Origin of the sequence: Paractinoplanes hotanensis (genome assembly GCF_023717965.1) — a bacterium.
GTDB classification, from domain to species: domain Bacteria; phylum Actinomycetota; class Actinomycetes; order Mycobacteriales; family Micromonosporaceae; genus Actinoplanes; species Actinoplanes polyasparticus.
Genome location: NZ_JAMQOL010000011.1, coordinates 23,707 through 48,480 on the forward strand (window position 1 = coordinate 23,707; position 24,774 = coordinate 48,480).

Here is a 24,774-nt window from a genome sequence, read left to right on the forward strand (position 1 = left end):
GCACTACTTGACGTACGTGAGGCCGTCCGAGATGACGGTCGGGCGGCCCTTGGTGCCCACGACGACGACCGAGACGGTGTGGGCGCCGGCGGTGAGCGCCTTGACCCAGATCGTCTGGCGGTGGGAGGTGGCCGACGCCCTCGTGTCCACCGTGGTCACCTTGACGCCGTCGACGTAGATGGCGGCCTGACCGGTCGCCGTCGTCCGGGTGAAGGTCAGCGCGGCCGAGCGCCCGTTGAAGACGTACGCCAGCTTGGCGTTCTTGGCCGTGGCAGCCAGCGCTCTGCCACCCAGATAGGTCGTGGCGGCGGACCGGGTGGTCCACGTGCCGGTGCGCTTGGCCGACGTCTCGGGCATCTGGACGATCGTCCGCGAGACGGTCGAGACGCCCTCGTTGTAGGCCATGTCCGAGGCCTGCACGGTGTACTTCACGGCCACGTTCGGCTTCACCGTCGCGTTCCACAGCGTCGAGGTGCCGAGCATCATGACCTGATTCGGCGACAAGGACATCTGACGGGCGATCCTGCCGTTGTTGTCGGCCGCCTTGAAGTTCACCGCGACCGGCACCGAGGTGGCCGAGTACGTGCCGGTCTTCAGGGCGACCCAGGGCGCGGTCGGGAAGGTCGGCTTGGTCACGTCGCCGATGACCTTGGTGACCGGCGTGATGTCGGTGGCGCCGGTGTCGTGCACCACGCGAACCGCCGCGTTGTGCGAGCCGGGTGACACGGTGACGGTCGCCGAACTGGTGGTGGAGGTCGCGACCACCTTGCTGTCGACGAGCACGTCGAACCGGCTGATCCGGGCCGGGTCGCCACCGACGGTCCAGCTCACCCGGCCCTTGTCGCGAACGTAGTAGGCGCCGGTGGCCGGTTCGCCGCCGCTGATCCCGGTGATGGCCAGTCCGGGCAGCGCCGCCCGGCCCCGGACCTGGCCGAGCAGCGGGTGGAACAGGTCGCCCGGGCACTCCGTCTCGGCGCCGTCGCGGTGACCGGCGATGCGCGGGAAGGGCACCGTCGTGCCCTTCGGCCACTTCATACCGTCGATGCCGGCGACCAGCGTCGTGGTGCTGGTCGGGTCGTTGCCGTACGCGCCGAGACGGGACGCCGCGAGCTTCGCGATCGAGGTGAGGGCGGCGTTGCTCGGCCGCACGGTGGTGTAGTCGCCGATCAGCGCGATCCCGGTGGTCGCGGTGTTGAAGCCGGCCACGTGCGCGCCCACCACGGCCTTGGTGACGCCGCCCTTGCGGCCCTCGTAGATCGTTCCGCAGTTGTCGACGAGGAAGTTGTAGCCGACGTCGTCGAAGCCCTCGGAGATGTCGGTGGCCATGATGGCGCGGACGAAGTCGGGGGCGTCGGCGCAGCTCTTCGGGAACTCGGTGCCGGTGTGGTGCACCCACACCAGCTTCACGCCCTCCGGGGCCACGGTGGACGGCGCCTTCACCAGCGCCTCGTTCGCCTTCCAGCCGGTCCGGGAGACGTAGGCCGGCATCGGCGGCTTCGTCGCCGACGTCGGCGACGGCGTGCTCGCCGAAGCCGGCGGCGTGGCCGTGGTGGTCTTCGGGGGCGTGGTGGTCTTCGGGGGCGTGGTAGCCGTGGGCGGCGGAGGCGTGGTGGTGGCCTGGACGGCCGGCGCGGTGGTCGCGACCGGCGTCGGCCCGGCCGATGCGGGCGGCGCCGGGACCGGCTCGCCGCCACCGCGGCCACCGGACTCGGGCGCGTTCGGATCAACGAGCTTCAGCAGCAGCCCGGCCGGGAGCGGCTTGGCGGCAGCGCCGACGAGCCGGGCCGCCACGCCGTCCGACGGGCCGGCCCAGAGCGGGGTGGTGCGTCCGCGCGCCCGGGCCCGCTCGCCCGCCAGGTCGGGCGCGTCCTCGGCGATCGACAGCGACTTCCAGCCGGTCCACTCGCCGGTGCGGACGCTGCGGGTACGCACCTGCACCGTGCCGTCCGGCGCGTCCTCGGGGCTGTTCCAGCTGACGCTGACCATGCTGAACCGCTCGGTGGACCGCTGCGGCAGCGAGAACTTACGGCCCAGCGAACCGAGGTCGACCTGGTCGATGCGGATGCCCGAGGGCTTGGCCACAACCGGCTTCGCGCCCACCGCGGCGGGCGCCGAGGCCACCGATTCCGGCAGTGCCACCGGCACCGCGTCGTCGGGCCAGGCCAGGACGGCGACCCCGCCGCCCGCCGCGAGCACCGCGGCCGCTATCCCGATGCCTATCCCCAGTCGACGCCTCACGCTGACCCCCGTTGATCTCGACAAAAGCCGGGCGTGAGGGTACCGAACGACTGATCAATCCACTGCCCCGAACCAGGGCCGGCAGGGCGGGAACCCCGTCACCGTCACGTCAGCGCCGGGCCAGCGGTCGGCGGTGAGCCGGAAATGCCGAAGCTCGGCGACGTCGCCTCCGGTGTCGACGATCCGGCTGACCCCGTTCTCGGTGTAGCCGACCCGGCGCGACACACCCGCCGAGGCGGCGTTGGTGGTGGTGGCCGACGTGACCGCCGCGACGGCGCCGAGCTCGCCGAACGCGAACTGGAGCACCGCCGTGCGCATGGCCACCCCGAGCCCCCGCCCGCGCGCCCCGGGCACCAGCCACGACGCCGAGTCGACCGTCCTCAGCGCCGGGAAGTTGTCGCCCTCGAGGGTCTGCACACCGACCAGGCCGCCGCCGTGCGAGACCGCGAAGTGCAGCACCCACGACTCCGGCGACCAGGTGCCCAGCGCCCGCCAGTAGCCCTGGCAGAACAGTCGCCGCTCGTTCTCGGCGAAGCTCTGCGACGCGAACAACGCCAGTCGCGGGTCGTGCCCGACGTCGCCGGGCAGGACCGCCGCCAGGTGGGGCAGGTCGGCCTCGGTCATCGGGCGCAGCACCACGTCGCGGAAGGCCAGCCGGAGGCCGAACAGGGGCCAGAACTCGTCCATGCCCTGCTCTATAGCGCATCCGGCCGGCCTTCCGCCCCCCGATTACTCCGCGGCGAGCGCGGCGACGGGGCTCACCCTGGCGGCGCGGCGGGCGGGCAGCACGCCGGCCAGCGCGGTCAGCGCGACCAGGACGGCGAAGACCACCGCGAGCTGGGCGACCGGCACGGTCAGGGGCGCGTTGACGCCCAGCGCCTTCACGGCCAGCCAGGCGTACGGAACCCCGAGCGCCAGCCCGAGGGCGGCGCCGATCACCCCGTACAGTGCCGATTCGGCCGTCAGCATGGTCCGCAGACCACCCTTGGAGAGGCCGACCGTGCGCAGCACCCCGGACTCGCGGACCCGCTCGACCACCGACAGCGCGGTCGTGGTGCCGACGCCGACCACCGCGATGATGACCGTGAGGCCGATCAGGCCGATCACGATCACCAGCAGCGCGGTGACGTTGTCGTTGATCTGGTCACGCTGGTCGGCCAGCACGTCGATGCGCCACTTGCCGCCGGCCGCGGCCTGCACGTCCTGGATCGCCCGGTTGCCGTCGGTGCGGGCCCGCTCGCCGCTCGCCGCCGCGTCGGCCAGCACCCCGGAGTACGTCGCCGGCGCGCCCAGCCTGGTCAGGTCGGCCGGGTCGAGCACCGCCGAGGCGTGCAGCGGCGCGTCTTCGGGCAGCACAGCGGCCACCGTCAGCTTGGCCGAGCGCTTGGCCGCCACGAAGTCCACCTGGTCACCGACCCTGGCCCCGGTGACGTCGGCTGCGAAGCCGGACAGCACCACCTTGCCGGGACCGGCCGCGGCCAGCGACCCGGACGCCGCGGCCAGCTTCTTCAGCTGCGGCAACCCGCTCATCACCAGGTCGGTGACCGGCAGCTCGAGCTGCCCGCCGATCTTGGCGTCCAGCCGCCGGTACGGGCTGACGTTGCTGATCTTGTCATTCTTCCGCAGCTGCTCGACCAGGGTGGCCGGCACCGGGTCCTGGTCCACGCCGGTCAGCTCGTAGTCCGACGGCGAGGACACGGCCGTCTCCCGGTCGACCAGCACCCGGAACGACGCGCCGCCGACCAGGGCGCCGGCGATCAGCGTGACGCCGAGCGCCACCACCACCGAGACCGCGGCGGCCCGGCGCGGCGCCGAGCCCACTCCCCCGGCAGCCAGCCGGCCGACCGGGCCCGAGCGCCGGATCGGCCAGCCCAGCACGGCCAGCACCGGCCGCACCAGCACCGGGCCCAGCGCCACCAGGGCGAAGAAGGCGAACGCGCCGGACGCGACGATGGCGAACAGCATGGGCTGGGCGTCGTAGTTCTTCGGGTCGCGGCCGGGCAGGTTCGTGACCACGTAGCCGGCGAGCAGCACCGCGCCCACGGTCAGCAGCAGGCCGATGGCCCAGCGCAGCCTGCCGATGTCGCGCCGCGCCCCGGTCGTGCCGGAACCGCGCAGCGCCTCCAGCGGCGAGACCCGCGAGGCCGACGCGGCCGGGGCGAGCACGGCCAGCACGGTGATGCCGACGGCCAGCGCGATCGTGCCGAGCGCGGCCGGCACCGGTACGCCGGGTGAAGCGATCTGCTTGCCGAACCACCCGGCCGCGGTCGGCACGAGATGGCCCACGCCGAGCGCGATCAGCACGCCCACCGTGCCGGTGGCCAGGCCGGTCAGCGCGCCCTCGGCGGCCAGCGCCCCGGTGATCGAGCGGCGACCGGCGCCGACCGCCCGCAGCAGGGCCAGCTGGCGCATCCGCTGGGCGAACACGATGCGGAACGTCGACGTGGCGACCAGGCCCGCCGCGACCACGGCGATGGCGACGAACATCGCGATCACGGCGAAGATCGCGTTGACGTCCGAGACCTTGGCCTCGGCCTCCTCGTGCCGCACCGTGGCGCCGTCACTGGCCTGCGGCCGCGAGTCGGCTGGCACCCCGGCGAAGACGTCGTTGATCCGGCTCTGGACGGCGGCCTGATCCGCGCCGGGGGCCACGCGGACGTCGATCTGGCTCAGGAACGGCGCGCCGGTCAGCTTCACCAGGTCGGCCGTGGGGGCGTACGCCTGGAAACCGAAATCGTCGCGGGCCGCGACCACCCCGACCACCGTGAGCTTCGACTTGGGCAGGGGGTCGCCCTGCTCGTCGTAGCGGATCTGGACGTCGACCGTGCTGCCCAGCTCGAGACCCATCCGCTCGACCGTGCGCGGGCTGACCGCGACCTCGCCCGGCGCCGACGGGAACCGGCCCTGGCTGACCGTGGTCAGCGCGAGCGGCCCGGCGCCCGGGTCGGCCAGCAGCTGCAGATACTCGCCGCCGACCTGGCCGCCGTAGTCGATCCGGCCGACCGCCTCCTCGACGCCGGCCGCCTTCTGCACGGCGGCCAGCAGCTTGGCGTCGATCGTGCCGTTGCGCACGACCACGTCGACCGCCTCGGGGGTGCCGCTGAGGCCGTTGAGCACGTTGCGCTCGGTCATCTGCTGGGCGAGCACCGTGGCGTAGACGACGAACGAGACCACCAGCACGGCGAGGCCGGTGAGCAGCAGGCGCGACGGGCGGCGGGCCACACCGCGCAACTGGGTGCGGAGCACGCTCATCGCGCGACCGCCAGGCTCTGCAGGGCGTCCGACACCGAGGTGATGTCGGGGTGGTCGATCTCGCCGGCGACCCGGCCGTCGGCCAGCAGCACGACGCGGTCGGCGTACGCGGCGGCGCCCGGGTCGTGGGTCACCATCACGATCGTCTGGCCCAGCTCGCGTACGGAATTGCGCAGGAACAACAGCACCTCGGCCCCCGATCGCGAGTCCAGGTTGCCGGTCGGCTCGTCGGCGAACACCACCTCGGGCCGCGACATCAGCGCCCGGGCGATGGCCACGCGCTGCTGCTGGCCGCCGGAGAGCTCGCCCGGCCGGTGGTCGAGGCGGCTCGTGATCCCCAGCGACTCGGTCAGGTGGCCGTAGAGGTGCGGGTCGGGTCGGCGGCCGGAGAGCTCGAGCGGCAGCATGATGTTCTGCGCCGCGGTCAGCTGCGGCAGCAGGTTGAAGGCCTGGAAGACGAAGCCGATGCGCTCCCGGCGCACCTTGGTCAGCACCCTGTCGGGCTGCTTGGTCAGGTCGGTGCCGCCGAGCAGCGCCTGCCCCGAGGTGGCGGTGTCCAGGCCGGCCAGGCAGTGCATCAGGGTGGACTTGCCGGACCCGGACGGTCCCATGATGGCGGTGAACTGGGCACGGGCGAAGCCGACGGTGACACCGTCCAGCGCCCGGACCGCCGTGTCCCCACTGCCGTAGACCTTGACCAGGTCGACGGCGGCGACCGCGGCCAACGTGTCCACGCTCTGCGTCTGCATGATTTCTCCGCTCAATGACGTTCTCGACGCGGCACATCATGTGGGGAGCCGATCGGCCGGCACATCAGCCGCAGGCCAGGCCCCCAATCCGGGGCGGATCTGTCTTTCGGCCGATGGGAGCCCCCGGACCAGCGCATACGCTGGACGACGATGCAGACCAACCCCAACCGGACGATCCTTCGCCGCCTGGCGCAGTTCCTCGCGCTCTTCGGGATGGCGCTGCTCGGCCTGTTCGACGTCGTCCAGGGCATCTTCAACGGCTCCGAGGTGCTGGGTCTGATCCAGGTCGGACTCGCCCTGGCGGCGGCCGCGGTGTGGCTGCCCGTGCACCGCACCGGCTCGACCCGGCTGCCCAAGGCGGCGATCGTGCTGGGCGCCGCCTCGCTGCTGACGACGCTGACCACCGGCGCCTCGGCGGACACCTCGTACGGGACGGCGAGCTGGGGTCTCGCCGAGTCGGCGGCCCTGCTCGGCGTCTGTTACGTCCTGGCCCGGCACTCCCCGCCCGGGCTGGCGGTCACGGCGCTGTTCGTGGTGGGGGCGGCGGTCAGCTTCATGCCGCTGCGCAGCGGTCAGACGGCGCTCTACGTCATCTTCGGCCTGATCCAGGCGCTCGCCGCCGCGGCGGCCATCGGCCTCGGCATCTACCTGCGGATCATCGAGGGCTCGCGGCAGCGGGCGGTCGACGCCGTACGGGCCGAGCAGCGCGCCGAGTTCGCCCGCGACCTGCACGACTTCATCGCCCACCACGTCACCGGCATCGTCGTGCAGGCCCAGGGGGCCAAGTTCATCGCCGAGCAGGACCCGAAGCGGGTGCTCCAGGCGCTCGACCAGATCGAGCAGGCCGGCGCCGAGACGATGACCTCGATGCGGCGGATGGTCGGCGTGCTGCGCGACCCCGACTCGAAGCCGGACGCCCCGCTGGCGCCCGTGGCCGGCGTGAACGACCTGGGCACGCTGCTCGACCAGTTCAACTCGGCCGGCGGCGCCACGGCCCGGATGCACCTCGACGGCTGGCTCGACGGGCTGCCCGTCGAGATCTCCACCTCGGCCTACCGCGTGGTGATGGAGGCGCTGACCAACGTGCGCCAGCACGCCCCCGAGGCGACCGCGGCCGACATCTGGATCCGCCGCACCCCCGAGTGGCTGCTGGTGCGCGTGGCCAACGACGGCGTGATTCCGGCCCGCACGGGCACACCGCGGGAACGGGCAGGGTACGGTCTCGTGGGCCTGACCGAACGGGTCCGCGCGGTCGGCGGCCGCATCACGGCCATGCCGGGCATCGAGGGCGGCTGGGTGGTCGACGCCGCGTTCCCGATCGATCCCAGGACGGACCCATGATCCGCGTACTGATCGCCGACGACCAGGCCATGGTCCGCACCGGCTTCGGCATGATCATCGGCGCCCAGCCCGACATGGAGGTCGTCGGCGAGGCCGCCGACGGCGTCGAGGCGGTGGCCATGGCGCGCAAGCTCAAGCCCGACGTGGCCCTGCTCGACATCCGCATGCCCAAGATGGACGGCCTGGAAGCCCTGCGCCTGCTGTCCGGCCCCGGCGTGACGGACCCGGTCAAGGTGGTCGTGGTGACCACCTTCGACCTCGACGAGTACGTCCACCAGGCGCTGCGCAACGGCGCCGCCGGCTTCCTGCTGAAGGACTCGGGCCCGGCCCTGCTGGTCGAAGCAGTACGCGCCGCCGTCTCGGGCGACGCCCTGATCAGCCCGTCCATCACCGTCCGCCTGCTCGAACACCTCTCCCCACCCGCCCCCAGCGGCGACGACGGCGGCCTCTCGCCCCGCGAGCTCGACGTCGTCCGCCTGGCCGCCAAGGGCCTGACCAACGCCGAGATCGCGGCCCAGCTGTTCATCTCCATCGGCACGGTCAAGACCCACGTCGGCAGCGTGATGACCAAACTCAACGCCCGCAACCGCGTCGAGATCGCCGCCTGGGCCTGGGAACGCCGCCTGCTCGGCTGAGCGTCAGAGGGCGGCGGACTTGTCGAGCTCGCGGCCGACCCAGGCGTTCAGCGCGAGGACGCCGGCGCCGCAGACGAGCATGACGACCAGGATCAGGCCGATCACCCACGGCCAGCCACGGCGGGTCGAGGAGCTTGTCTCCGAGCTCTCGAACGGCCACTCGGAATCGTCGCCCGGATCGTCCACGTGCAGATAGTAGTAGCTACTTCCTGAGGGTTGAGCGGGTGATCGACGGTTTGCCCCGGCCGAGGTAGAAGATGCCGGGCAGCCCGGCCGTCTCGAAGCCGGCGCTCGGGTTGTCCAGCAACTTCGAGTTGCGGATCCTCAGGGTGCCCGATCATGCTCGGGCCTGACGTGCGCGGGGCGCGGCTTCCGGAAACCCCGGGAGCCGCGCCCTGGCTGATGGCCGGTCAGACGGCGACCGTCGCCTGCGTGGGCTCCGGGGTCGGGGCGGCGCTGGACAGGTGCCGCAGGTAGGCCGGCAGGGTCAGGAACTCCGGGCAGGTGCGTTCCGAGAGCAGCACCGTCAGCAGGGTGCGGGCCTGGCCGAAGCGGCGGGCCGCGTCCTCGTCGAGGGCGCCGGTCTCGCTGAGCACGTCCAGTTCCTCGCGGAGCATCCGGCCGACCAGGGCTGCGCTGACCGGGACGCCGTAGTCGGTCGGGGTGGCGGAGTGGATCCACTGCCAGAGCTGGGTGCGGCAGATCTCGGCGGTGGCCGCGTCCTCCATCAGGCCGCCCAGGGCCACCGCGCCCCGGCCGCCCAGCCAGGCGGCGATGTAGCGCAGCGCCACGCTGACGTTGGTGCGCAGCGCGACCTCGCTGACCTGGACACCGAGGGCGCGCACGTCGAGCAGCTCGGTCGCGGTGACCCGCACGTCGTCGCGCTTGCGGACGATCTGGTGCGGCTCCTCGCCGAGCCACTGGTCGAAGACCTCGCGGCAGGTGTCGACCAGGCCGGGGTGGGCGACCCAGCTGCCGTCGAAGCCGTCGCCGACCTCGCGCCGCTTGTCCTGGCGCACCTGGTTGAGCGCGCGCTTGGCGGCCACCGGGTCGCGGCTGGGAACGACCGCGGCCATGCCGCCGATGGCGTGGGCGTTGCGGCGGTGGCACGTGCGCACCAGGAGCTCGGTGTAGGCCCGCATGAACGGGGTCGTCATCGTGACCTGGGAGCGCTCGGGCAGGACCACGTCGGGGCGGTTCTTGATCATGCTGAACAGGTAGTCCCAGCGGCCCGCGTTCAGGCCGGCCGAATGCTCGCGCAGCTCGTACAGGATCTCGTCCATCTCGAACGCGGCCGTGATCGTCTCGATGAGCACGGTGGCCCGGATGGTCCCCCGCTCGATCCCCAATGTTTCTTGGGCGAACCGGAAGACGTCGTTCCACAGCCGGGCCTCGAGGTGCGACTCGAGCTTGGGCAGATAGAAGTACGGGCCGCTGCCGCGCTCGAGCTGGCGCTGCGCGCAGTGGAACATGTAGAGGCCGAAGTCGAACAGCGAAGCCGAGACCGGCCGCCCGCCGATGCGCAGGTGGCTCTCGGGCAGGTGCCAGCCCCGCGGGCGCACCATGATGGTCGGGATCCAGCCGTTGACCCGGTACTCCTTGCCCTCGGGCGTGGTGAAGTCGAGCCGGCCGTCCAGCGCGTCCTTCAGGTTGAGCTGGCCCAGCACCACGTTCTCCCAGGTGGGTGACGTGGCGTCCTCGAAGTCGGCCATCCACACCTTGGCGCCCGAGTTGAGCGCGTTGACCGTCATCTTGCGCTCGGGCGGCCCGGTGATCTCGACGCGCCGGTCGAGCAGGTCGGGCGCCGGCGCCGCGACGGTCCAGCTCGCGTCGTCCCGGATGTGCGCGGTCGAGGGCAGGAAGTCCAGGTCGTCGGTGCGGGTGGTGCGCCGGCGGCGGCGGCGGTCCAGCAGCTGGACCCGGCGGGCGCCGAACTCGCGGTCGAGCGCGACCACGAACGCGATGGCCTCGGGGGTCAGCACCTCGGCGTAGCGGCCCTCGGTCGTCCCGGTGATCGTGATTTCCTCGGTACCCATCAGAACTGCTCCGCTTCGGTCGAGCCCTTGAGGGCAGTCGTCGAACTCTCCGGATTCAGGGCGGTCGAGACCGCGTCGAAGTACCCGGTGCCGACCTCCGCCTGGTGCTTGGTCGCGGTGTAGCCGTCGGCCTCGGCCGCGAACTCGGCCTCCTGCAACTTCACGTAGGACGTCATGCCGTCCGTGGCGTAACCGCGCGCCAGCTCGAACATCGAGTGGTTGAGCGCGTGGAAGCCGGCGAGGGTGACGAACTGGAACTTGTAGCCCATCGCGCCCAGCTCCTTCTGGAACCGCGCGATGTCGGCGTCGTCCAGATTCTTCTTCCAGTTGAACGAGGGCGAGCAGTTGTAGGCGAGCATCTTGCCGGGGTGCTCCTTGTGCACCGCCTCGGCGAACGACTTCGCGAACTCCAGGTCGGGCTTGCCGGTCTCGACCCAGAGCAGGTCGGCGTAGTCGGCGTAGGCGACGCCGCGCGCGATGGCCGCCTCGGGCCCGCTGCGGACCCGGAAGAAGCCTTCCGCCGTACGCTCGCCGGTGAGGAACGGCTGGTCGCGCTCGTCCACATCGGTGGTCAGCAGGTCGGCCGCCAGCGAGTCGGTGCGCGCGATGATCAGCGAGGGGACGCCGAGCACGTCAGCCGCCAGGCGGGCCGCGTTCAGCGTGCGGATGTGCTGCGCGGTCGGGATGAGCACCTTGCCGCCCAGATGGCCGCACTTCTTCTCGCTGGCCAGCTGGTCCTCCCAGTGCACGCCGGCCGCGCCGGCCGCGATCATGCCCTTCATCAGCTCGAACGCGTTGAGCGGGCCGCCGAAGCCGGCCTCCGCGTCGGCCACGATGGGGGCGAACCAGTCGCGGTCGTGCTTGCCCGCGGCCGTGTCGATCTGGTCGGCCCGCAGCAGCGCGTTGTTGATCCGACGGACCACCGCCGGCACCGAGTTGGCCGGGTAGAGGGACTGGTCGGGATAGGTCGCGCCGGCCAGGTTGGCGTCGGCCGCGACCTGCCAGCCGCTGAGGTAGATCGCCTTGAGCCCGGCCCGCACCATCTGGACGGCCTGGCCGCCGGTCAGCGCGCCCAGCGCGTTGATGTAGTCCTCGCTGTGCAGCAGTTGCCACAGCCGCTCCGCGCCGCGCTCGGCCAGGGTGTGCCGCTCCTGGACCGTGCCGCGCAGCTTGACCACGTCGTGCGCCGTGTAGCTGCGCTTGATGCCGAGCCACCGGGGATCGCCGGCCCACGCCCGAGTGAGGTCCGCCGCGGTACCGCCCCGAACTTCGGTCAGCTGATCAGTCATGTTCTCTCAGTCCCTCCGCTTGCCATTGCCAGGTGGAAGAACTTCACTTTCGCGCTTCCCGCCAGGCCCTCTGAAGACATTTGTGAGCAGAAGAATTGAAGAATTTCTGCTAGCGTCAAAACCCATGACCGATCTCGTCACCCTGGGCCAGCGGCTGCGCCACCAACGCAAATCGAAGGGCATGACGTTGGAGCAGCTCAGCGAGGCGGTGGGCCGGGCGCCGTCGCAGCTGTCGCTCATCGAGAACGGCAAACGCGAGCCCCGGCTGTCGGTGCTCGAGGCGATCGCCGGGGCGCTCGGCGTCCCGCTGCAGGACCTGCTGCGGCCCGAGGCGCCGTCGCGCCGCGCCGGCCTCGAGATCGACCTGACCCGGTTTCAGGAATCACCGGCGTACGAGGCCCTCGGTCTACCGGCCGTGAAGGGCGGGCGCCGACTGCCCGCCGACGCGCTCGAGTCGCTGGTCGGCCTGCATCGCGAGCTCAACCGGCTGCTGACCGAGCAGAGCGCGACCCCCGAGGTCGCCCGCCGGGCCAACGCCCAGCTGCGGATCGACATGCGCGAGCGCGACAACTACTTCGCCGAGATCGAGCGGGCGGCCGCCGACGTGTCACGCTCGGTGAAGCACGCGACGGGCCCGCTGTCCCAGCGCGGGATCCTCGACATCGCCGCGCAACTGGGCTTCACGTTGCACTACGTGAGCGACCTGCCCGGTTCGACACGTTCGGTGACCGATCTGGTGAACCGGAAGATCTATCTGCCCCAGGTGGCCAGCGGCAAGGGACACGACCCGCGGGCTGTGGTGCTGCAGACGCTGGGCCACTTCGTGCTCGGCCATCCGGAGCCGGCCGACTACGGCGACTTCCTGCGGCAGCGGGTCGAGGCGAACTACTTCGCGGCGGCGCTGCTGATGCCGGAGACCTTCGCCGTCCAGTTCCTCAAGGAGGCCAAGGCCGACCGGGCCCTGGCCATCGACGACTTCCGGGACGCGTTCGGCGTCTCCTACGAGACCGCGGCGCACCGCTTCACCAACCTGGCGACCCACCACTTCGGCATCCCGGTGCACTTCACCCGGGTGCACGAGAACGGGATCGTCTACAAGGCGTACGAGAACGACGGCGTCCGCTTCCCGTCCGACGTCACCGGCGCCATCGAGGGCCAGCCGATCTGCCGCAAGTGGGCGTCCCGCACGATCTTCGGCTCGGACGACCCGTACTCGTCGTTCTACCAGTTCACCGACACGTCGTCGGGCACGTACTGGTGCACCGTCCACATCGAGTCGACCCGCTCCGGCGAATTCTCGGTCACGGTCGGCACCCCGTACGAGCACGCGCGCTGGTTCCGGGGCGGAGACACGTCCCGGCGTACGGTGTCCCGCTGCCCCGACCCCGCCTGCTGCCGCCGCCCACCGGCCGCCCTGGTCGACCGCTGGGCCGGCCAGGCCTGGCCCAGCGCCCGCGTCCACTCCCACCTGCTGGCCGCGCTGCCCCCGGGCACGTTCCCCGGCGTCGACGCCCAGGACGTCTACGAGTTCCTGGAGCGGCGGGCCTGAACTACGCTGCCGCACGAGCCGGTCGACACCGCCGACTCCGACCTGAGCCTGCTGATCTGCTCGGTCGCCATCGCCATCGCCGTGGTCTCGGCGGCCCTGGTGCGTTGGGGCAAGGCGATGCCGGCCGATCCTAGGCCGGCTGCAGCTCCGGCGAGCGGGCCGGAGCGAGCCGGCCGAGCAGGGAGCGCGCCGCCTCGATGACCAGGGCACGGTCGTGGGTCAGGGCGAACTCGAAGCGGCGCTCACGGTCCGGGCCGGTGTCGCCCAGATCGCGGGCGACCAGCGCGGCCGCCCGATGCGGGCCGACCACGATGACGTTCCACTCGCCGCGCAGCGCGTCGTCGTCCCCGAGGCAGGCGCCGCGCACCCCGGGGATCGGCTCGTCGGTGAGCCCGGTGCCGAGCGCGGCCACCAGCGGGCTGTGCGCGGCGATGACGGCGAAGCGGCGGGCGGTGGCCGACGTGAAGTGCCGGGCGTCCTGGAAGCACGCGAGCAGGACGGGCGGCTCGCCGCCGTCGAGGGCCAGCGCCTCGAGATGCCGGCTCATCGGCATGAGCTGCGCCTTGGTGGCGCGCGTGACGGGGCGGCAGGCGGCCACGATGGCGAACGGCGTGCGGTCCTCCGGTCGCGGCGGTGGGATGAACGGCAGCGTGGCGGTCACGCCGGCGACGACCGGAAGGGGGGCGGGGCGGCCGAAGTGCCAGCCCTGACCGACGGTGGCGCCCATCGTGCGGGCGATCGCCAGGTGCTCCGGGGTCTCGATGCCCTCGGCCAGCACGACCGCGCCGCTCGCCTCGGCGTAGGCGGCGACCGCGGCGACCACGCGGGCGGTGTGCGGGTCGCCGGGCGCCCGCAGCAGGCCCATGTCCAGCTTGACCACGTCGGGGTGCAGGAACGGCATGAGCGCGAGCGACATCGGGTCGGCGCCGACGTCGTCGAGGGCGACACCCCAGCCCGCCGCGCGGGCGGCCGCCATCGCGCTGAGCAGGCCGGACGGGTCGACGGCGATGGCCCGCTCGGTCATCTCGGTGACCACCCGAAGGCGGTGGCGAGCCAGCTCGATGATCGGGGCCAGATCGAGCGGGCAGGGGGTGCCCGCGGCCGACGGCTCCATGTTGACGAAGAGAGTGAGCGCGGGATCCAGGTCTGCGGTCAGTGCGCCCTCGTAGGCGCGGGCACGGCAGATCCAGTCGAGCTCGCTCTCGCGGCCGGCTTCGTGGGCAGCGGCGAACAGGGCGCCCGGCTGCTCCCACGGGCTGTCGGCCGGGCCACGGCTCAGGGCCTCGTAACCCAGCACCCGTCCGGTGGAGATCTCGGCCAGCGGCTGGAAGAGCGTGGTCACCGCCCGCTGGTCGAGCACGTTGTGAATGTCGCGCATGGGCCCACCTATCGGCCCGCGGCGCCCGCAGTTAACAAATGCGGGCGCGCTCTTTACTGTTAACAAGGTTTAACTTATGTTTGTCGATACGCAGTCACCTCGTCATCCCCCCATGAAGCCAAGGAGTCCCCTTCATGAGACGCAGGTTCACCCTTCCCGCGCTGACCGTCGCCGCGACCGCGGCCGCCCTCACCATCGGAGTCGCCCCGGCTTCGGCTCACGGCTACATCTCGTCCCCGCCCAGCCGCCAGGCCAACTGCGCCAGCGGCGCCGTCGCCAACTGCGGCGACATCGTCTACGAGCCGCAAAGCGTCGAGGCGGCCAAGGGCTCCATGCAATGCAACGGCAGCGGCAGCCGGTTCGCTGTGCTCAACGACAACAGCCGCAACTGGCCGGCCGCCTCGGCCGGGCAGTCGGTCACCTTCAACTGGGTGCTCACGGCCCGGCACTCGACCGCCACGTGGGAGTACTTCATCGGCAACACGCGGCTCGCCTCGTTCAACGACGGGGGCGCGCAGCCCGGCGCCACCAAGTCGCACACGGTCAGCATGGGCGGCTTCAGCGGCCGGCAGACCGTGCTCGCCCGGTGGAACGTCGCCGACACGGCCATGGCGTTCTACGCCTGCGTCGACCTGAACATCGGCGGTGGCGGTGGCAACCCGCCGCCCACCACTCCCCCGCCCACCAACCCGCCCCCGACGACCCCGCCGCCCACCACCCCGCCGCCGGCCAGCGGCACGTGGCGCGCCGGCACGGCCTACCAGCCCGGCAACGTCGTCACCTACAACGGCCGCTCGTACACCTGTCGCCAGGCGCACACCGCGCTCACCGGCTGGGAGCCGCCGAACGTCCCCGCCCTGTGGTCCGCGAGCTAGTCGCGGCCGCGCTGGCCCTCCTGCTGGTCTCCGGCTGCGATGCGCAGCCGGAGGCCGGTGCACCGCCCTTCAACGACACCGACGTGATGTTCCTGCAGATGGGCCTGACCCAGATCGACGAGGGCGACCAGGTGGCGGCGCTGGCCGAGCAGAGAGCCGCCGATCCGCGCCTGCGCAGCCTGGCCACCGAGCTGCGCGCCCAGTGGCGCGAGGAATCGGCAACGATGCGGGGCCGGCTGCAGGACTGGAAGCAACCGCTCGAGGCCGACCCGTCGGCCGGGGCCCACGCGGGCCACGGCGACCTGCACAACCTGCGCCCGTCCGACATCGGCGAGCTGAGCGACACCCGGGGCAAGGCCTTCGACCGTACGGCGGTGACCCTGCTCCTGGGCCACCTGGGCAACTGCGTCGAGACCGCGCGCATGGAGTCAGCCGGCGGCGCCCATCCCGACGCCCGGGCCCTCGGGGCGAACGTCGCGAGCCGCCGCCTGTCCCAGATCCAGAGCCTGCTCAAGCTGGCGGCCGAACCCTGACGGATCCTCCAGCCACGGGCTGTGCCCCGCGCCCGGCACGATGACGACCGCACAACCGAGCCGGTCGCCGAGCCGCCGCAGAGCCTCGGCCGGCCGGCTGTCCCCCGCGCCGCCGATGATCACCGTGCCGGGCGGCAGCCGCTCGCGGAGCTCGTCCAGATGCGACTCCAGCGGGTCGGCCCGGCCGGCCGCGTTGAGCTGCCGGTTCATCGTGTAGTTGACCGGCCGCACGCCGAGCGCCGAGGCGTGCGCCCAGTCCCAGGCCCGCGTCCGGTCGGCGTGGTCGGTGAACCAGGCCAGGGTGAGGTACTCGACCTCCTCAGCCTCGGTGCGCCCGGCGATGCCGTCGAGCTCCTCCAGCCGGGCCTGCTGCGCGCCGGTGCGCCGCTCGCGCTGGGCCGCCCGGTCCGCTTCCCGCCACGGCTCCACGAACGGCCCGGCGATCAGCACCAGCCCCGCCACACGCTCCGGGTGCGCCAGCAGGAAACGACAAGCCAGTTCGGTTCCGTACGAGTGCCCGACCAGCACAGCCGTGCGGTGCCCCCAGGCATCGAGCAGCAGGCTCAGGTCACGGACGTGCCGCCCGAGCGTGTGCTCCCCGTCCCACCGCGAGCCCCCCGTGCCCCGCTGGTCGTAGCGGTGAACCACGCCCAGGTGCTCGACGAGCCCGGCCACCGGCGCCAGATAGTCGGGCAGTCCCGGCCCGCCGTTGATCAGGACCACCGGCCGGCCCGTTCCGCTCCCGGTCCATGTGCGCAGCCGCACCCCGTCGTCCATCACCACGTCCACGGCCCCGAGCGTAGGCGCCTGTCCCGATGCCACCACTGCGTGTGCGCCGCTCGGTTCGTGCGCTCATCCCCGACACCGCCGACCGCATCCTGCTGGGCCGGCACGTGATCAGCGAATCCGAGCCGATCGCCGTGTGGGCGGCGCCGGGCGGCGGCGTCGAGCACGGCGAGACGCCGCTGGCCGCACTCCGCCGGACCTGCTCGAAGAGACCGGCCTCGCGATCGCCGATGACCCGCCGCACGTCTGGCACCAGCAGGACGAGGGTGTCCCGCCGATCCCGGCGCCGGCGCGTCTGTAGATTCGGCTCATGCCCGAACTGATCGCGCCCACCACCCGGCTCCACGCCTCGTGGAAAGAGGCCCGTGACGAGTGGCCGCCCGGCGCGCACATGGACGGCCACAGCGTACGGGCGACCGACGACGTCGACTCGGCGGAAGGGTTCGCCGAGTGGGTGGCCCGGCTGCGCGACGAGGCAGATCCGTCGACCCCGCTCGACGAGGGTCTGGTGCACTGCACGTACCGCTGGATCGTCGAGGACGACGAGTATCTGGGCGCCGTCGCCCTGCGCCACACGCTCAACGACTTCCTGCTCAACGTGGGCGGCCACATCGGCTACGGCGTGCGCCCCTCGGCCCGCCGCCAGGGTCTCGCCGGCTGGGCGCTCGGCCGCACCTTGGAAACGGCGCGCACGCTCGGCCTCGACCGGGTGCTGGTCACCTGCGTCCCGTCGAACGTCGCGTCGGCCCGCACGATCGAGAAGAACGGCGGCGTCTACGAGGACACCCGCACCACCGGCCCCGACACGGTGAAGCGTTACTGGATCGCGCTGGGCCCGGCCTGACCGCTCGGGCCAGGGCGTTCCCGGCCTCGGTGGCCGGCGCCGGGACGAGGACGGCCGGTCGACGATCAGGTCGACCGCCTCACCGCCCACACCGGTTGCGGTGGTATGACGCCGCACGCCCGGTCGTCGTCGTAGTCGAGGCGCGCCCGCGGATCGGATACCTGCCCGAGCACTTCCGTGCGCTCGTCGACAACATCATCGTCGCGGATCAAAGCCGCCGGGTTTGTGCGTGACCACTCACGCACGTCGCCGTGGTGGGGTGAGCGTTCTGGACGCGCCAGCGGCCAGCTCGCCCCGCCGCGGCCCTCGGCGTGAGCAGCGGTCCGTACCATCCACCCCGCCACGACATCCCGCTCTTGACCCCAAAAAGCTTGCCCTCGGCGTGGGCAGCGGTCCGCACCACCCACCCCGTTACGACATCGGCCTTGACGTTTACTTGCGGTTGATCGTGTAGTGCAGCACCAGGAACGGCCACCCGTAGAGCGAGAACGCGTGTTCGGCGCGCAGCCCGCCGTTCTCGGTGAAGACGTCCAGTTGTTCGGTGAAGCCGTGCACCGCCAGCGTCGTCAGGTCGCGCGTCTCCGGGTCGATGTACGTCAGATAATGGCCGGGATGGGCCAGCTCGCTGCGACTGGTCAGCACCAGGCCGCCGCCCGTGCGAGGCAGCGGCGCCAGCGTGGCCGTGAAGCTGGCCTGGGGCACCGGGAAACCGACGCTCACATAGCCGCGCCCCTCGTGCCGGTAGGTGGTGTAGATGCCCACGTAGATCGGCTCGTCGGTGTCGGCGTACGAGCGGATCCAGCCGCGCACCCCGATCAGGCCGGCGCCGTCGGGGGTGATCGTGTCGATGCGGCTGCGCACGCCGCGCAGGGTCTCGCGCTGGTTCATCGGCACGTTGGCCTGGCCCAGCGGCCGCGCCACGAAGGTGCGGTAGAGCAGGTAGCCGGGGCGCACCCAGTGCCGCCACTCGGGCCGGATGTCGAGCCGGAAGCGGGTGGTGTGCTCGTAGAACTCGCGCACCAGCGGGTCGACGCCGGCGGGGTCGAACCGGGGGCCGGCGAGGTCGTCGAGCGAGGCCACGATCCCCACGTCGGGGGCGTCCGCCTCGTACCGGCCGCCCAGCACCTCGGCCAGTTCCCGGACGTATCCGGTGCCGACATAGTTCGTACGGGCCTCGAGCGGCACGACGAACGGCAGGTCCGCCGCCGGGACGCGCTCGGCCAGCAGATCCACCTGCGGATCGCGGAACAGCACGGCCGACAGCGCCCGGAAGCCGACCACCGCGCTCGCCGCCACCACGGCCGGCGGGGTGTCGCGGCCCCAAGCCGCTCCGACCGCGGCGCCGACCACCGGGCCCAGCAGCACCTTCTGCGGCCGCAGCCCGAGAGCGCCGGCCACCGCGCCCGCGGCCACGCCCACCGTCACCGGCCGGGCCCTCATCAGCCGGCCGCCGATCGCCGCCACGGCCCCGCTCATCACCACCCGCGACCACCACGCCGGGATCTCGCCCGGTCGTTGCCGCGCCCGGGCGACCGCCTCGGTCACGGCGAGCGCCGCCGCGCCCACGGGAGCACCGCGCCGCCCCGCCAGCGCGGCACCGGCCAGCGCCCCCACCGCTGCGGCGAAACCGATGCCGCCGACCCGTTTCCCCCACCCGTCCCGCCCCGTCATGAGCGCACGCTAACAAGCCCGTCGCCGGTTCGGCGCACGGAAAACGGGCATGGAGACGGCAAGGTCGGTCATCGCGGATCCGGTGTGGCACGCGAACGGCCGTCCGCGGCCGCTGCCGACGTGACCGCGACGTGCAGAAGATCCCTGAGCTCGGTCGCCGGTGACCTCGACGAACCAATGCGATGCTGTGGGTTATCCCCGTTCCACTGCCGGGAGGAAGAGCCGCCATGCTGCCCCTCAACGCCGAGAACCTGTCCCGACTGCCCGCCGATCTGGCCGTCCCCACGTACGATCGCGGCGCCCTGCGCACCGGCATCGTGCACTTCGGGGTGGGCGGCTTCCACCGCGCCCACCAGGCGATGTACCTCGACCGCCTGATGAACGACGGCAAGGCCCTCGACTGGGCGATCTGCGGGGTCGGGGTGATGCCGGCCGACCGGCGCATGCAGCAGGTGCTCGACGCCCAGGACGGCCTCTACACGCTGGTGGTCAAGGCGCCCGACGGCACGCTCGAGGCCCGCGTCGTCGGCTCGATCCGGGAGTACCTGTTCGCGCCGGACGACCCGGAGGCCGTGATCGAGAAGATGGCCTCCCCCGAGGTCCGGATCGTGTCGCTCACGGTCACCGAGGGCGGCTACAACTTCAACGCGGTCACCGGCGAGTTCATGGCCGACAACAAGGACGTCCAGCACGACCTGGCGTTGCCGAACCGGCCGCGTACGACGTTCGGCCTCATCACGGCCGCGATCGAGCGCCGCCGCGAGCGCGACCTGCCCGCCTTCACGATCATGAGCTGCGACAACATCCAGGGCAACGGGGACGCGGCCCGGCGCAGCTTCGTCGCGTTCGCCGCCCTGCGGGATCCGGCCCTGGCCACGTACGTGGACGAGAACGTGCGTTTCCCGAACAGCATGGTCGACCGCATCACCCCGGTGACGACCGACGAGGACCGCGACGAGGTCCGCAAGCACTTCGGCGTCGACGACGGCTGGCCGGTGGTGTGCGAGCCGTTCACCCAGTGGACGCTGGAGGACAGCTTCGGCGCCGGCCGCCCGGCCTGGGAAGAGGCCGGCGTGCAGGTGGTGCCCGACGTCGAGCCGTACGAACTGATGAAGTTGCGCCTGCTCAACGCCTCACACCAGGCCCTGTGCTACTTCGGCTACCTGTCCGGCTACCGCCTGGTGCACGACGTGGCCCGGGACCCCGCCTTCGCGAAGTTCCTGCTCACGTACATGAAGCGCGAGGCCGAGCCCACCCTCGAGCCCGTCCCCGGCATCAACCTGGACGAATACCAGCACCAGCTGATCGAGCGCTTCTCCAACGCCCAGGTCAAGGACACGGTGGCCCGGCTGTGCGCGGAGAGTTCCGACCGCATCCCCAAGTGGCTGCTCCCCGTGATCCGCCACAACCTGGACTCCGGCGGCGAGATCAAGCTGGCCACCGCGGTCGTGGCCTCGTGGGCCCGCTACGACGAGGGCACCGACGAGCAGGGGGGCCCGATCGACATCGTCGACCGCCTCCGCGACGAGCTGAACGCGATCGCCCTGACCCAGCGCGACAACCCCACCGCGTTCATCCAGAACCGCGAGCTCTTCGGCGACCTGGCCGACAACGCCCGCTTCGTCGAGGCGTACACCGAGGTGCTCGACAGCCTCCACACCCGGGGAGCCAAGGCGACGCTCGAAGCCCTGATCTGATCAGTGGGCCACGCGGCGCACGCCGGGGCGGAAGCGGCTGGGTACCGCCCACTTGACGGCTCGGTTCAGCACCTCGCGGAACATGATGACGACGCAGGTGACGCCGTTGAGGAACGAGGCGAGCACGTCCGTGGGGTGGTGCATGCCGCGGTAGAGGCGGGCCGTCGCGACGCCGATCGGGATCAGGATCAGCAGCCAGGCCAGACGCTTGGCCCAGGTGTGGCGCAGCAGGGTGAACAGCAGCAGGGCGAGGCCGACGTAGAGGGCGACCGCGGCCGAGGTGTGCCCGGACGGGAAGCTGGACGTGGGCGGGGAGTCGTCCATGCGGCGCACGGTGGGGCGCTCGCGGTCGATCACCAGCGTGGTGAAGAAGAAGACCAGGGCCTGCGCGGTCACGCCGAGGCAGAGGTAGAGCGGCTCGCGCCAGCGGTTGAACTTGAGGTACAGGATGGCGGCGGCCACGCCGGTGACGGCGATGATGACCGGGGTGCTGCCGATCAGGCTGACGATCTCGCTGATCACGTTGAGCGGGCCGTCCCGATGGGCCTCGAAGGAACGGTTGACGTCGTCCTCGACGGTGAGCGGCCAGGAGTGGTCGACCACCCGGGTCACCAGCAGGCCGAGACCGACCATCACTCCGAAGAGGACGGTCACCGGCAGCAGCAGACGCTTGGCGATTTGCGCGATCAGCGGAGGCATGACCGCGCTGTCTACCCAGTCACGCTCGTCGCTACTCCCGGGCCGTGCCCGCGCCGACCGGAACCGCCCGCCGTCGCCGGCGGGCGGCGAACGCGGCCATCGTCGCGGCCACCACGATCAGGCCGAGCAGCCAGCCGGCGAGCACGTCGCTGAGCCAGTGCACACCCAGCCCGATCCGGAACAGGCCGGTCATGGCCGGGACGACCAGGCCGCCGGCGATCAACCACCGGCGGAGGCGCGGGCGGTGGCGGGTCATCGGCAGCAGCACGGCCAGCACGACCGCGGCGCCGAGCGCGTTGTTCAGCGCGTGACCGGACGGGAACGAATACCCGACCGCCGTGGCCACCGGGTCGAGGAACGACGGCCGATCCCGTTCGAAGACCAGTTTCAGCAGCACGCCCAGCAGCCCGCCGGCCGCCATCGTGATGCCCACCCACCAGGCCGTCGAGCGGGCGCCCCGCCGGACCAGCCAGATGACCAGCCCGAGGGCCGCGACCCGCCACGTCCACGGGGCGAAGACGAGGCACCAGGCCCACATGAAGTCGACCAGCCCCGGATGCCCCGACGCGAAGCCGTGCACGGCCACGCTGACGTCCTCGTCGAGCCCGTGCAGCCAGTCGACCCCGCCCACAACCATGGCCGTGATCACCGCGAACGGCAGGAGCAGAACGACCGTCCCGGCCGCCGCCCCGGCCAGCCGAATTTCGAGCGCGTGTTCGTCGTCCCGCATGGGGACCAGCTATACCCGGACATTCACCGCTGATGCACATTCCGTTCACCCGGATCGGCCCGGCCGGATCGAGGACGGGACCGACGCCATAGCTGGGGTCTGACGTCACCGCCAGTGGTGACGCTCAGCTCAGGTAGCGCAGCTCCGGCAGCTTTTCCTGGTAGGCGGCGATGAGCCGGCGCGCCACGGGCACCGAATCGACCAGGGGGTGGGCGGCCATCGCCCGCACGGCCAGCACCCGTGATTCCGTCTCGGCCGCGGTCAGCACGGCCCGGTCGGTGGCCTTGATGCGCCGCACCAGCTCGACGCCGTGCGAGGGCAACCCGCCCGACGGCAGCGGCCTCGCCCCGGACCCGTCGACCACGCACGGCACCTCGACCACGGCGTCGTCGTCCAGGTCGGTCAGCGTGCCCCGGTTGCGGACGTTCAGGATCAGCTCCTGCCGCGCGTCCTGGGCGATGGCCAGCATCAGCGCCAGGGCGACGTCCTCGTAGCCGCCGCCCTCGGCGTCGTCGCGCTCGCCGAGGCCCTCCATCGCCATGTATGTCGCGTCGCGCTGACGCCGCACCGCGTCCCAGGCCTCGTACGCGTCGCCCTCGGTCGTGGTCAGCGTCTTGTAGCAGTCACGCTGCTGGCGAAGCAGGAACTCGCCGCGGGTTTCCCCGGCCGCCAGCGAAGCGCGCACGACTGCCTCGTTGTCGTAGTAGTAGTGCAGGTACTCGTTCGGCACGGCCCCGAGCGACCGGAGCCGTGATGCTCCGAACAGCCGTCCTTCTTCGAAGGATTCGAGGGCGGGCGAGGCCAGCAGCTGCGGGAGCAGGTCACGCTTCCCTTCCCGTACGGCGGTCAGCCAGCCCAAGTGGTTCAGGCCGGCGTACTCGACAGTCGCCGTTGCCCGCGTCAGCCCAAGTGCGCGCACCACCCGCCTGGCCAGCGCGGACGGCGAGTCACAGATGCCGATCACCCGGTCGCCCAGGAACTCCGCCATCGCCTCGGTCACCAGCCCGGCCGGGTTGGTGAAGTTGATGACCCAGGCGTCCGGCGCGACCAGGCTGATCCGCCGGGCGATGGCCCGCGCGACCGGCACCGTCCGCAGCCCGTACGCGATGCCGCCGGCCCCCACCGTCTCCTGCCCCAGCACGCCCTCGCCGAGGGCCACCCGCTCGTCGATCACGCGCCCCTCGAGCCCGTGCACCCGGATCGCGCTGAAGACGAAGTCGGCCCCGGTCAGCGCCTCGGTCAGGTCGGTCGTGGCCTCGACCGCCGGCGCGCCCCCGGTTCCGCCGGCCTGGTCGCGCAACACCCGCCCGATCGCGGTCAGCCGCGAGCCGTCGACGTCGTGCAGCACGACCTCGGAGATCGGGGAGTCGCCGCTGAGCAGCGCGCCGTAGACGAGGGGCACCCGGAATCCGCCACCGCCCAGGATGACCAGTCGCTTACCGGGCATGGGCGTCCGACAGCCGGGCGATCGTGGCGGTCGCGCGGCGCACCGTGCGCTGCTCGCCGCGGGGAATGACGTCGTCGAGGAAGGCGTACCGCCCGGCCGGCGACGACGACCGGGCGCCGCGCCACCAGTCCGCGATGTCGCCCCAGCCGGGCGCGGACAGCGATCCCCCGAAGTGCTGCACCGACAGCGCGGCGATCAGGTTGGCGAACGCCAGGCTCTGGGCCAGCGGCCAGTCGCGCAGGCTGCCCAGGATGAAGCCGGCCGTGAAGACGTCGCCGGCGCCGGTCGGGTCGAGGGCCGGCACCGGTACGGCCGGCACGTGCACGGTCTCGCCGGTGCGGGCGTCGTGGGCCAGCACCCCGTCGCCGCCGCAGGTCACGACGACGACCGGAGCCAGTCCGGCCAGCTTCTCCAGCGCCGCTGACGGGGTGGCGGCCCGGGTGTACTGCATGGCCTCGACCGCGTTGGGCACGAAGGCGTGGCAGTCCTCGAGCATGTCGAGCACCTCGGCCGGCCATTCGGCGCTGGCGTCCCAGCCCACGTCGGCGAAGACCAGCGTCCCCGCCTCCCGGGCCCGGCGCACCCAGGGCAGCCGGTCCCTGGTGAGCGAGACCGAGGCGGCCCGGGCGGCCGGGAGCTCGCCGACCAGCCCGTCGGCGTTGAGCGGCAACGGGTGCCCGTGCGTGATCATGCTGCGGTCCCGGTCGTACGCGAGCGAGACGGTGACCGGCGAGTGTCCGTCGATACGGCGGGACGCGCCCAGGTCGATGTTCTCCTGCCCGCACAGGATGTCGGCGCAGAAATCGCCGTACGCGTCGGTCGCCAGCGCCGTGCCCAGCCCGGTGCGCAGGCCGAGGCGGGACGCGGCGACCGCGAGGTTGGCGATGCCGCCCGGGCAGGAGCCCATGCCGGAGGCCCACACCTCGGTGCCGGGCTCGGGAACACCCTCGAGCCCGGTGAAGACGATGTCGAGGAAGACGACACCTGGGACGAACAGGTCCAGTGCCGGGTTCATCTGGAGATCC

At 72.1% G+C, this 24,774-nt stretch carries 22 protein-coding genes; 8 read left to right on the plus strand and 14 right to left on the minus strand.

Going from position 1 to position 24,774, the window contains the following annotated elements; genetic code table 11:
* Positions 1-3: 3 nt before the first annotated feature.
* Genes LXN57_RS09555 through LXN57_RS09570 form a run of 4 tightly spaced genes read right to left on the minus strand, consistent with a single transcriptional unit; the run spans position 4 to position 6,242 of the window.
* Positions 4-2,238, minus strand: a complete 2,235-nt coding sequence (locus LXN57_RS09555; RefSeq protein ID WP_251797669.1) for an N-acetylmuramoyl-L-alanine amidase — start codon at positions 2,236-2,238, stop codon at positions 4-6.
* Between the two features lie 54 nt (positions 2,239-2,292).
* The gene (locus LXN57_RS09560) at positions 2,293-2,925 is read right to left on the minus strand and encodes a GNAT family N-acetyltransferase (protein WP_251797670.1); all 633 of its coding nucleotides are present in this window, start codon (positions 2,923-2,925) and stop codon (positions 2,293-2,295) included.
* A gap of 42 nt (positions 2,926-2,967) precedes the next feature.
* Positions 2,968-5,490: an FtsX-like permease family protein gene (locus LXN57_RS09565; RefSeq protein WP_251797671.1), complete on the minus strand. Its 2,523-nt coding sequence runs from the start codon at positions 5,488-5,490 to the stop codon at positions 2,968-2,970.
* Positions 5,487-6,242, minus strand: coding sequence for an ABC transporter ATP-binding protein (locus LXN57_RS09570; RefSeq protein ID WP_438872858.1), 756 nt, complete (start codon positions 6,240-6,242; stop codon positions 5,487-5,489). Before LXN57_RS09570 ends, LXN57_RS09565 begins: the two co-directional genes overlap by 4 nt.
* 147 nt (positions 6,243-6,389) lie before the next feature.
* Here LXN57_RS09570 and LXN57_RS09575 point away from each other — a divergent pair, with 147 nt between their 5' ends.
* Entirely contained in the window at positions 6,390-7,580 is a 1,191-nt protein-coding gene (locus LXN57_RS09575) for a sensor histidine kinase (RefSeq protein WP_251797673.1), read from the plus strand.
* Positions 7,577-8,215, plus strand: coding sequence for a response regulator (locus LXN57_RS09580; RefSeq protein WP_221379588.1), 639 nt, complete (start codon positions 7,577-7,579; stop codon positions 8,213-8,215). The genes LXN57_RS09575 and LXN57_RS09580 overlap by 4 nt, the downstream gene beginning before the upstream one ends.
* 3 nt (positions 8,216-8,218) lie before the next feature.
* Here LXN57_RS09580 and LXN57_RS09585 read toward each other — a convergent pair whose 3' ends face one another.
* The 3 genes from LXN57_RS09585 to aceA form a co-directional block, all read right to left on the minus strand.
* Positions 8,219-8,401, minus strand: a complete 183-nt coding sequence (locus LXN57_RS09585; RefSeq protein ID WP_251797674.1) for a hypothetical protein — start codon at positions 8,399-8,401, stop codon at positions 8,219-8,221.
* 224 nt (positions 8,402-8,625) lie between these two features.
* Positions 8,626-10,251 carry a malate synthase A gene (gene aceB / locus LXN57_RS09590; protein ID WP_251797675.1) on the minus strand — a complete coding sequence of 542 codons (1,626 nt, stop codon included), beginning with the start codon at positions 10,249-10,251 and terminating at the stop codon, positions 8,626-8,628.
* Positions 10,251-11,540 (minus strand): isocitrate lyase, encoded by a 1,290-nt coding sequence (aceA, locus tag LXN57_RS09595; RefSeq protein ID WP_251797676.1) that lies wholly within the window; start codon positions 11,538-11,540, stop codon positions 10,251-10,253. Before aceA ends, aceB begins: the two co-directional genes overlap by 1 nt.
* Before the next feature lie 124 nt (positions 11,541-11,664).
* Here aceA and LXN57_RS09600 point away from each other — a divergent pair, with 124 nt between their 5' ends.
* The gene (locus tag LXN57_RS09600; protein ID WP_251797677.1) at positions 11,665-13,089 is read left to right on the plus strand and encodes an XRE family transcriptional regulator; all 1,425 of its coding nucleotides are present in this window, start codon (positions 11,665-11,667) and stop codon (positions 13,087-13,089) included.
* A gap of 130 nt (positions 13,090-13,219) precedes the next feature.
* On the opposite strand, the gene LXN57_RS09605 is transcribed toward LXN57_RS09600, so the two are convergent.
* Entirely contained in the window at positions 13,220-14,467 is a 1,248-nt protein-coding gene (locus LXN57_RS09605) for a sensor domain-containing phosphodiesterase (RefSeq protein WP_251797678.1), read from the minus strand.
* A 134-nt stretch (positions 14,468-14,601) separates the two neighbouring features.
* On the opposite strand from LXN57_RS09605, the gene LXN57_RS09610 reads away from it, so the two are divergent.
* The gene (locus LXN57_RS09610; RefSeq protein WP_251797679.1) at positions 14,602-15,342 is read left to right on the plus strand and encodes a lytic polysaccharide monooxygenase; all 741 of its coding nucleotides are present in this window, start codon (positions 14,602-14,604) and stop codon (positions 15,340-15,342) included.
* Positions 15,327-15,875, plus strand: a complete 549-nt coding sequence (locus tag LXN57_RS09615) for a DUF305 domain-containing protein (RefSeq protein WP_251797680.1) — start codon at positions 15,327-15,329, stop codon at positions 15,873-15,875. Before LXN57_RS09610 ends, LXN57_RS09615 begins: the two co-directional genes overlap by 16 nt.
* Here the strand turns inward: LXN57_RS09615 and LXN57_RS09620 are convergent.
* Entirely contained in the window at positions 15,771-16,664 is an 894-nt protein-coding gene (locus LXN57_RS09620) for an alpha/beta fold hydrolase (protein ID WP_251797681.1), read from the minus strand. The two genes, LXN57_RS09615 and LXN57_RS09620, sit on opposite strands and share 105 nt — an antisense overlap.
* 26 nt (positions 16,665-16,690) lie before the next feature.
* Here LXN57_RS09620 and LXN57_RS09625 point away from each other — a divergent pair, with 26 nt between their 5' ends.
* On the plus strand, positions 16,691-16,984 hold the full coding sequence (locus LXN57_RS09625) for an NUDIX hydrolase (RefSeq protein ID WP_251797682.1): 294 nt from the start codon (positions 16,691-16,693) through the stop codon (positions 16,982-16,984).
* Positions 16,972-17,505: a GNAT family N-acetyltransferase gene (locus LXN57_RS09630; protein WP_251797683.1), complete on the plus strand. Its 534-nt coding sequence runs from the start codon at positions 16,972-16,974 to the stop codon at positions 17,503-17,505. Before LXN57_RS09625 ends, LXN57_RS09630 begins: the two co-directional genes overlap by 13 nt.
* Before the next feature lie 432 nt (positions 17,506-17,937).
* On the opposite strand, the gene LXN57_RS09635 is transcribed toward LXN57_RS09630, so the two are convergent.
* Entirely contained in the window at positions 17,938-19,176 is a 1,239-nt protein-coding gene (locus tag LXN57_RS09635) for a hypothetical protein (RefSeq protein WP_251797684.1), read from the minus strand.
* A gap of 227 nt (positions 19,177-19,403) precedes the next feature.
* Between LXN57_RS09635 and LXN57_RS09640 the strand changes: the two genes are divergently transcribed.
* The gene (locus LXN57_RS09640; RefSeq protein WP_251797685.1) at positions 19,404-20,873 is read left to right on the plus strand and encodes a mannitol dehydrogenase family protein; all 1,470 of its coding nucleotides are present in this window, start codon (positions 19,404-19,406) and stop codon (positions 20,871-20,873) included.
* On the opposite strand, the gene LXN57_RS09645 is transcribed toward LXN57_RS09640, so the two are convergent.
* The 4 genes from LXN57_RS09645 to LXN57_RS09660 form a co-directional block, all read right to left on the minus strand.
* Complete coding sequence (locus LXN57_RS09645) at positions 20,874-21,572, minus strand: phosphatase PAP2 family protein (RefSeq protein ID WP_251797686.1); 699 nt, start codon at positions 21,570-21,572, stop codon at positions 20,874-20,876. It lies immediately after the preceding gene.
* Positions 21,573-21,603: 31 nt separating this feature from the next.
* Complete coding sequence (locus LXN57_RS09650; protein ID WP_251797687.1) at positions 21,604-22,302, minus strand: phosphatase PAP2 family protein; 699 nt, start codon at positions 22,300-22,302, stop codon at positions 21,604-21,606.
* Positions 22,303-22,426: 124 nt separating this feature from the next.
* Entirely contained in the window at positions 22,427-23,749 is a 1,323-nt protein-coding gene (locus tag LXN57_RS09655) for a family 4 glycosyl hydrolase (protein WP_251797688.1), read from the minus strand.
* Positions 23,739-24,764: a carbohydrate kinase family protein gene (locus LXN57_RS09660; protein ID WP_251797689.1), complete on the minus strand. Its 1,026-nt coding sequence runs from the start codon at positions 24,762-24,764 to the stop codon at positions 23,739-23,741. The genes LXN57_RS09655 and LXN57_RS09660 overlap by 11 nt, the downstream gene beginning before the upstream one ends.
* Positions 24,765-24,774: the final 10 nt, after the last annotated feature.

Excerpts from the sequence above, each read along its gene's own strand:
- LXN57_RS09560 (WP_251797670.1), bottom strand. The coding sequence starts at position 2,925 with ATGGACGAGTTCTGGCCCCTGTTCGGCCTCCGGCTGGCCTTCCGCGAC.
- LXN57_RS09565 (WP_251797671.1), bottom strand. The coding sequence starts at position 5,490 with ATGAGCGTGCTCCGCACCCAGTTGCGCGGTGTGGCCCGCCGCCCGTCG.
- LXN57_RS09575 (WP_251797673.1), top strand. The coding sequence starts at position 6,390 with ATGCAGACCAACCCCAACCGGACGATCCTTCGCCGCCTGGCGCAGTTC.
- LXN57_RS09580 (WP_221379588.1), top strand. The coding sequence starts at position 7,577 with ATGATCCGCGTACTGATCGCCGACGACCAGGCCATGGTCCGCACCGGC.
- aceB (WP_251797675.1), bottom strand. The coding sequence starts at position 10,251 with ATGGGTACCGAGGAAATCACGATCACCGGGACGACCGAGGGCCGCTAC.
- aceA (WP_251797676.1), bottom strand. The coding sequence starts at position 11,540 with ATGACTGATCAGCTGACCGAAGTTCGGGGCGGTACCGCGGCGGACCTC.
- LXN57_RS09600 (WP_251797677.1), top strand. The coding sequence starts at position 11,665 with ATGACCGATCTCGTCACCCTGGGCCAGCGGCTGCGCCACCAACGCAAA.
- LXN57_RS09605 (WP_251797678.1), bottom strand. The coding sequence starts at position 14,467 with ATGCGCGACATTCACAACGTGCTCGACCAGCGGGCGGTGACCACGCTC.
- LXN57_RS09610 (WP_251797679.1), top strand. The coding sequence starts at position 14,602 with ATGAGACGCAGGTTCACCCTTCCCGCGCTGACCGTCGCCGCGACCGCG.
- LXN57_RS09625 (WP_251797682.1), top strand. The coding sequence starts at position 16,691 with ATGCCACCACTGCGTGTGCGCCGCTCGGTTCGTGCGCTCATCCCCGAC.
- LXN57_RS09630 (WP_251797683.1), top strand. The coding sequence starts at position 16,972 with ATGCCCGAACTGATCGCGCCCACCACCCGGCTCCACGCCTCGTGGAAA.
- LXN57_RS09635 (WP_251797684.1), bottom strand. The coding sequence starts at position 19,176 with ATGACGGGGCGGGACGGGTGGGGGAAACGGGTCGGCGGCATCGGTTTC.
- LXN57_RS09640 (WP_251797685.1), top strand. The coding sequence starts at position 19,404 with ATGCTGCCCCTCAACGCCGAGAACCTGTCCCGACTGCCCGCCGATCTG.
- LXN57_RS09645 (WP_251797686.1), bottom strand. The coding sequence starts at position 21,572 with ATGCCTCCGCTGATCGCGCAAATCGCCAAGCGTCTGCTGCTGCCGGTG.
- LXN57_RS09650 (WP_251797687.1), bottom strand. The coding sequence starts at position 22,302 with ATGCGGGACGACGAACACGCGCTCGAAATTCGGCTGGCCGGGGCGGCG.
- LXN57_RS09655 (WP_251797688.1), bottom strand. The coding sequence starts at position 23,749 with ATGCCCGGTAAGCGACTGGTCATCCTGGGCGGTGGCGGATTCCGGGTG.
- LXN57_RS09660 (WP_251797689.1), bottom strand. The coding sequence starts at position 24,764 with ATGAACCCGGCACTGGACCTGTTCGTCCCAGGTGTCGTCTTCCTCGAC.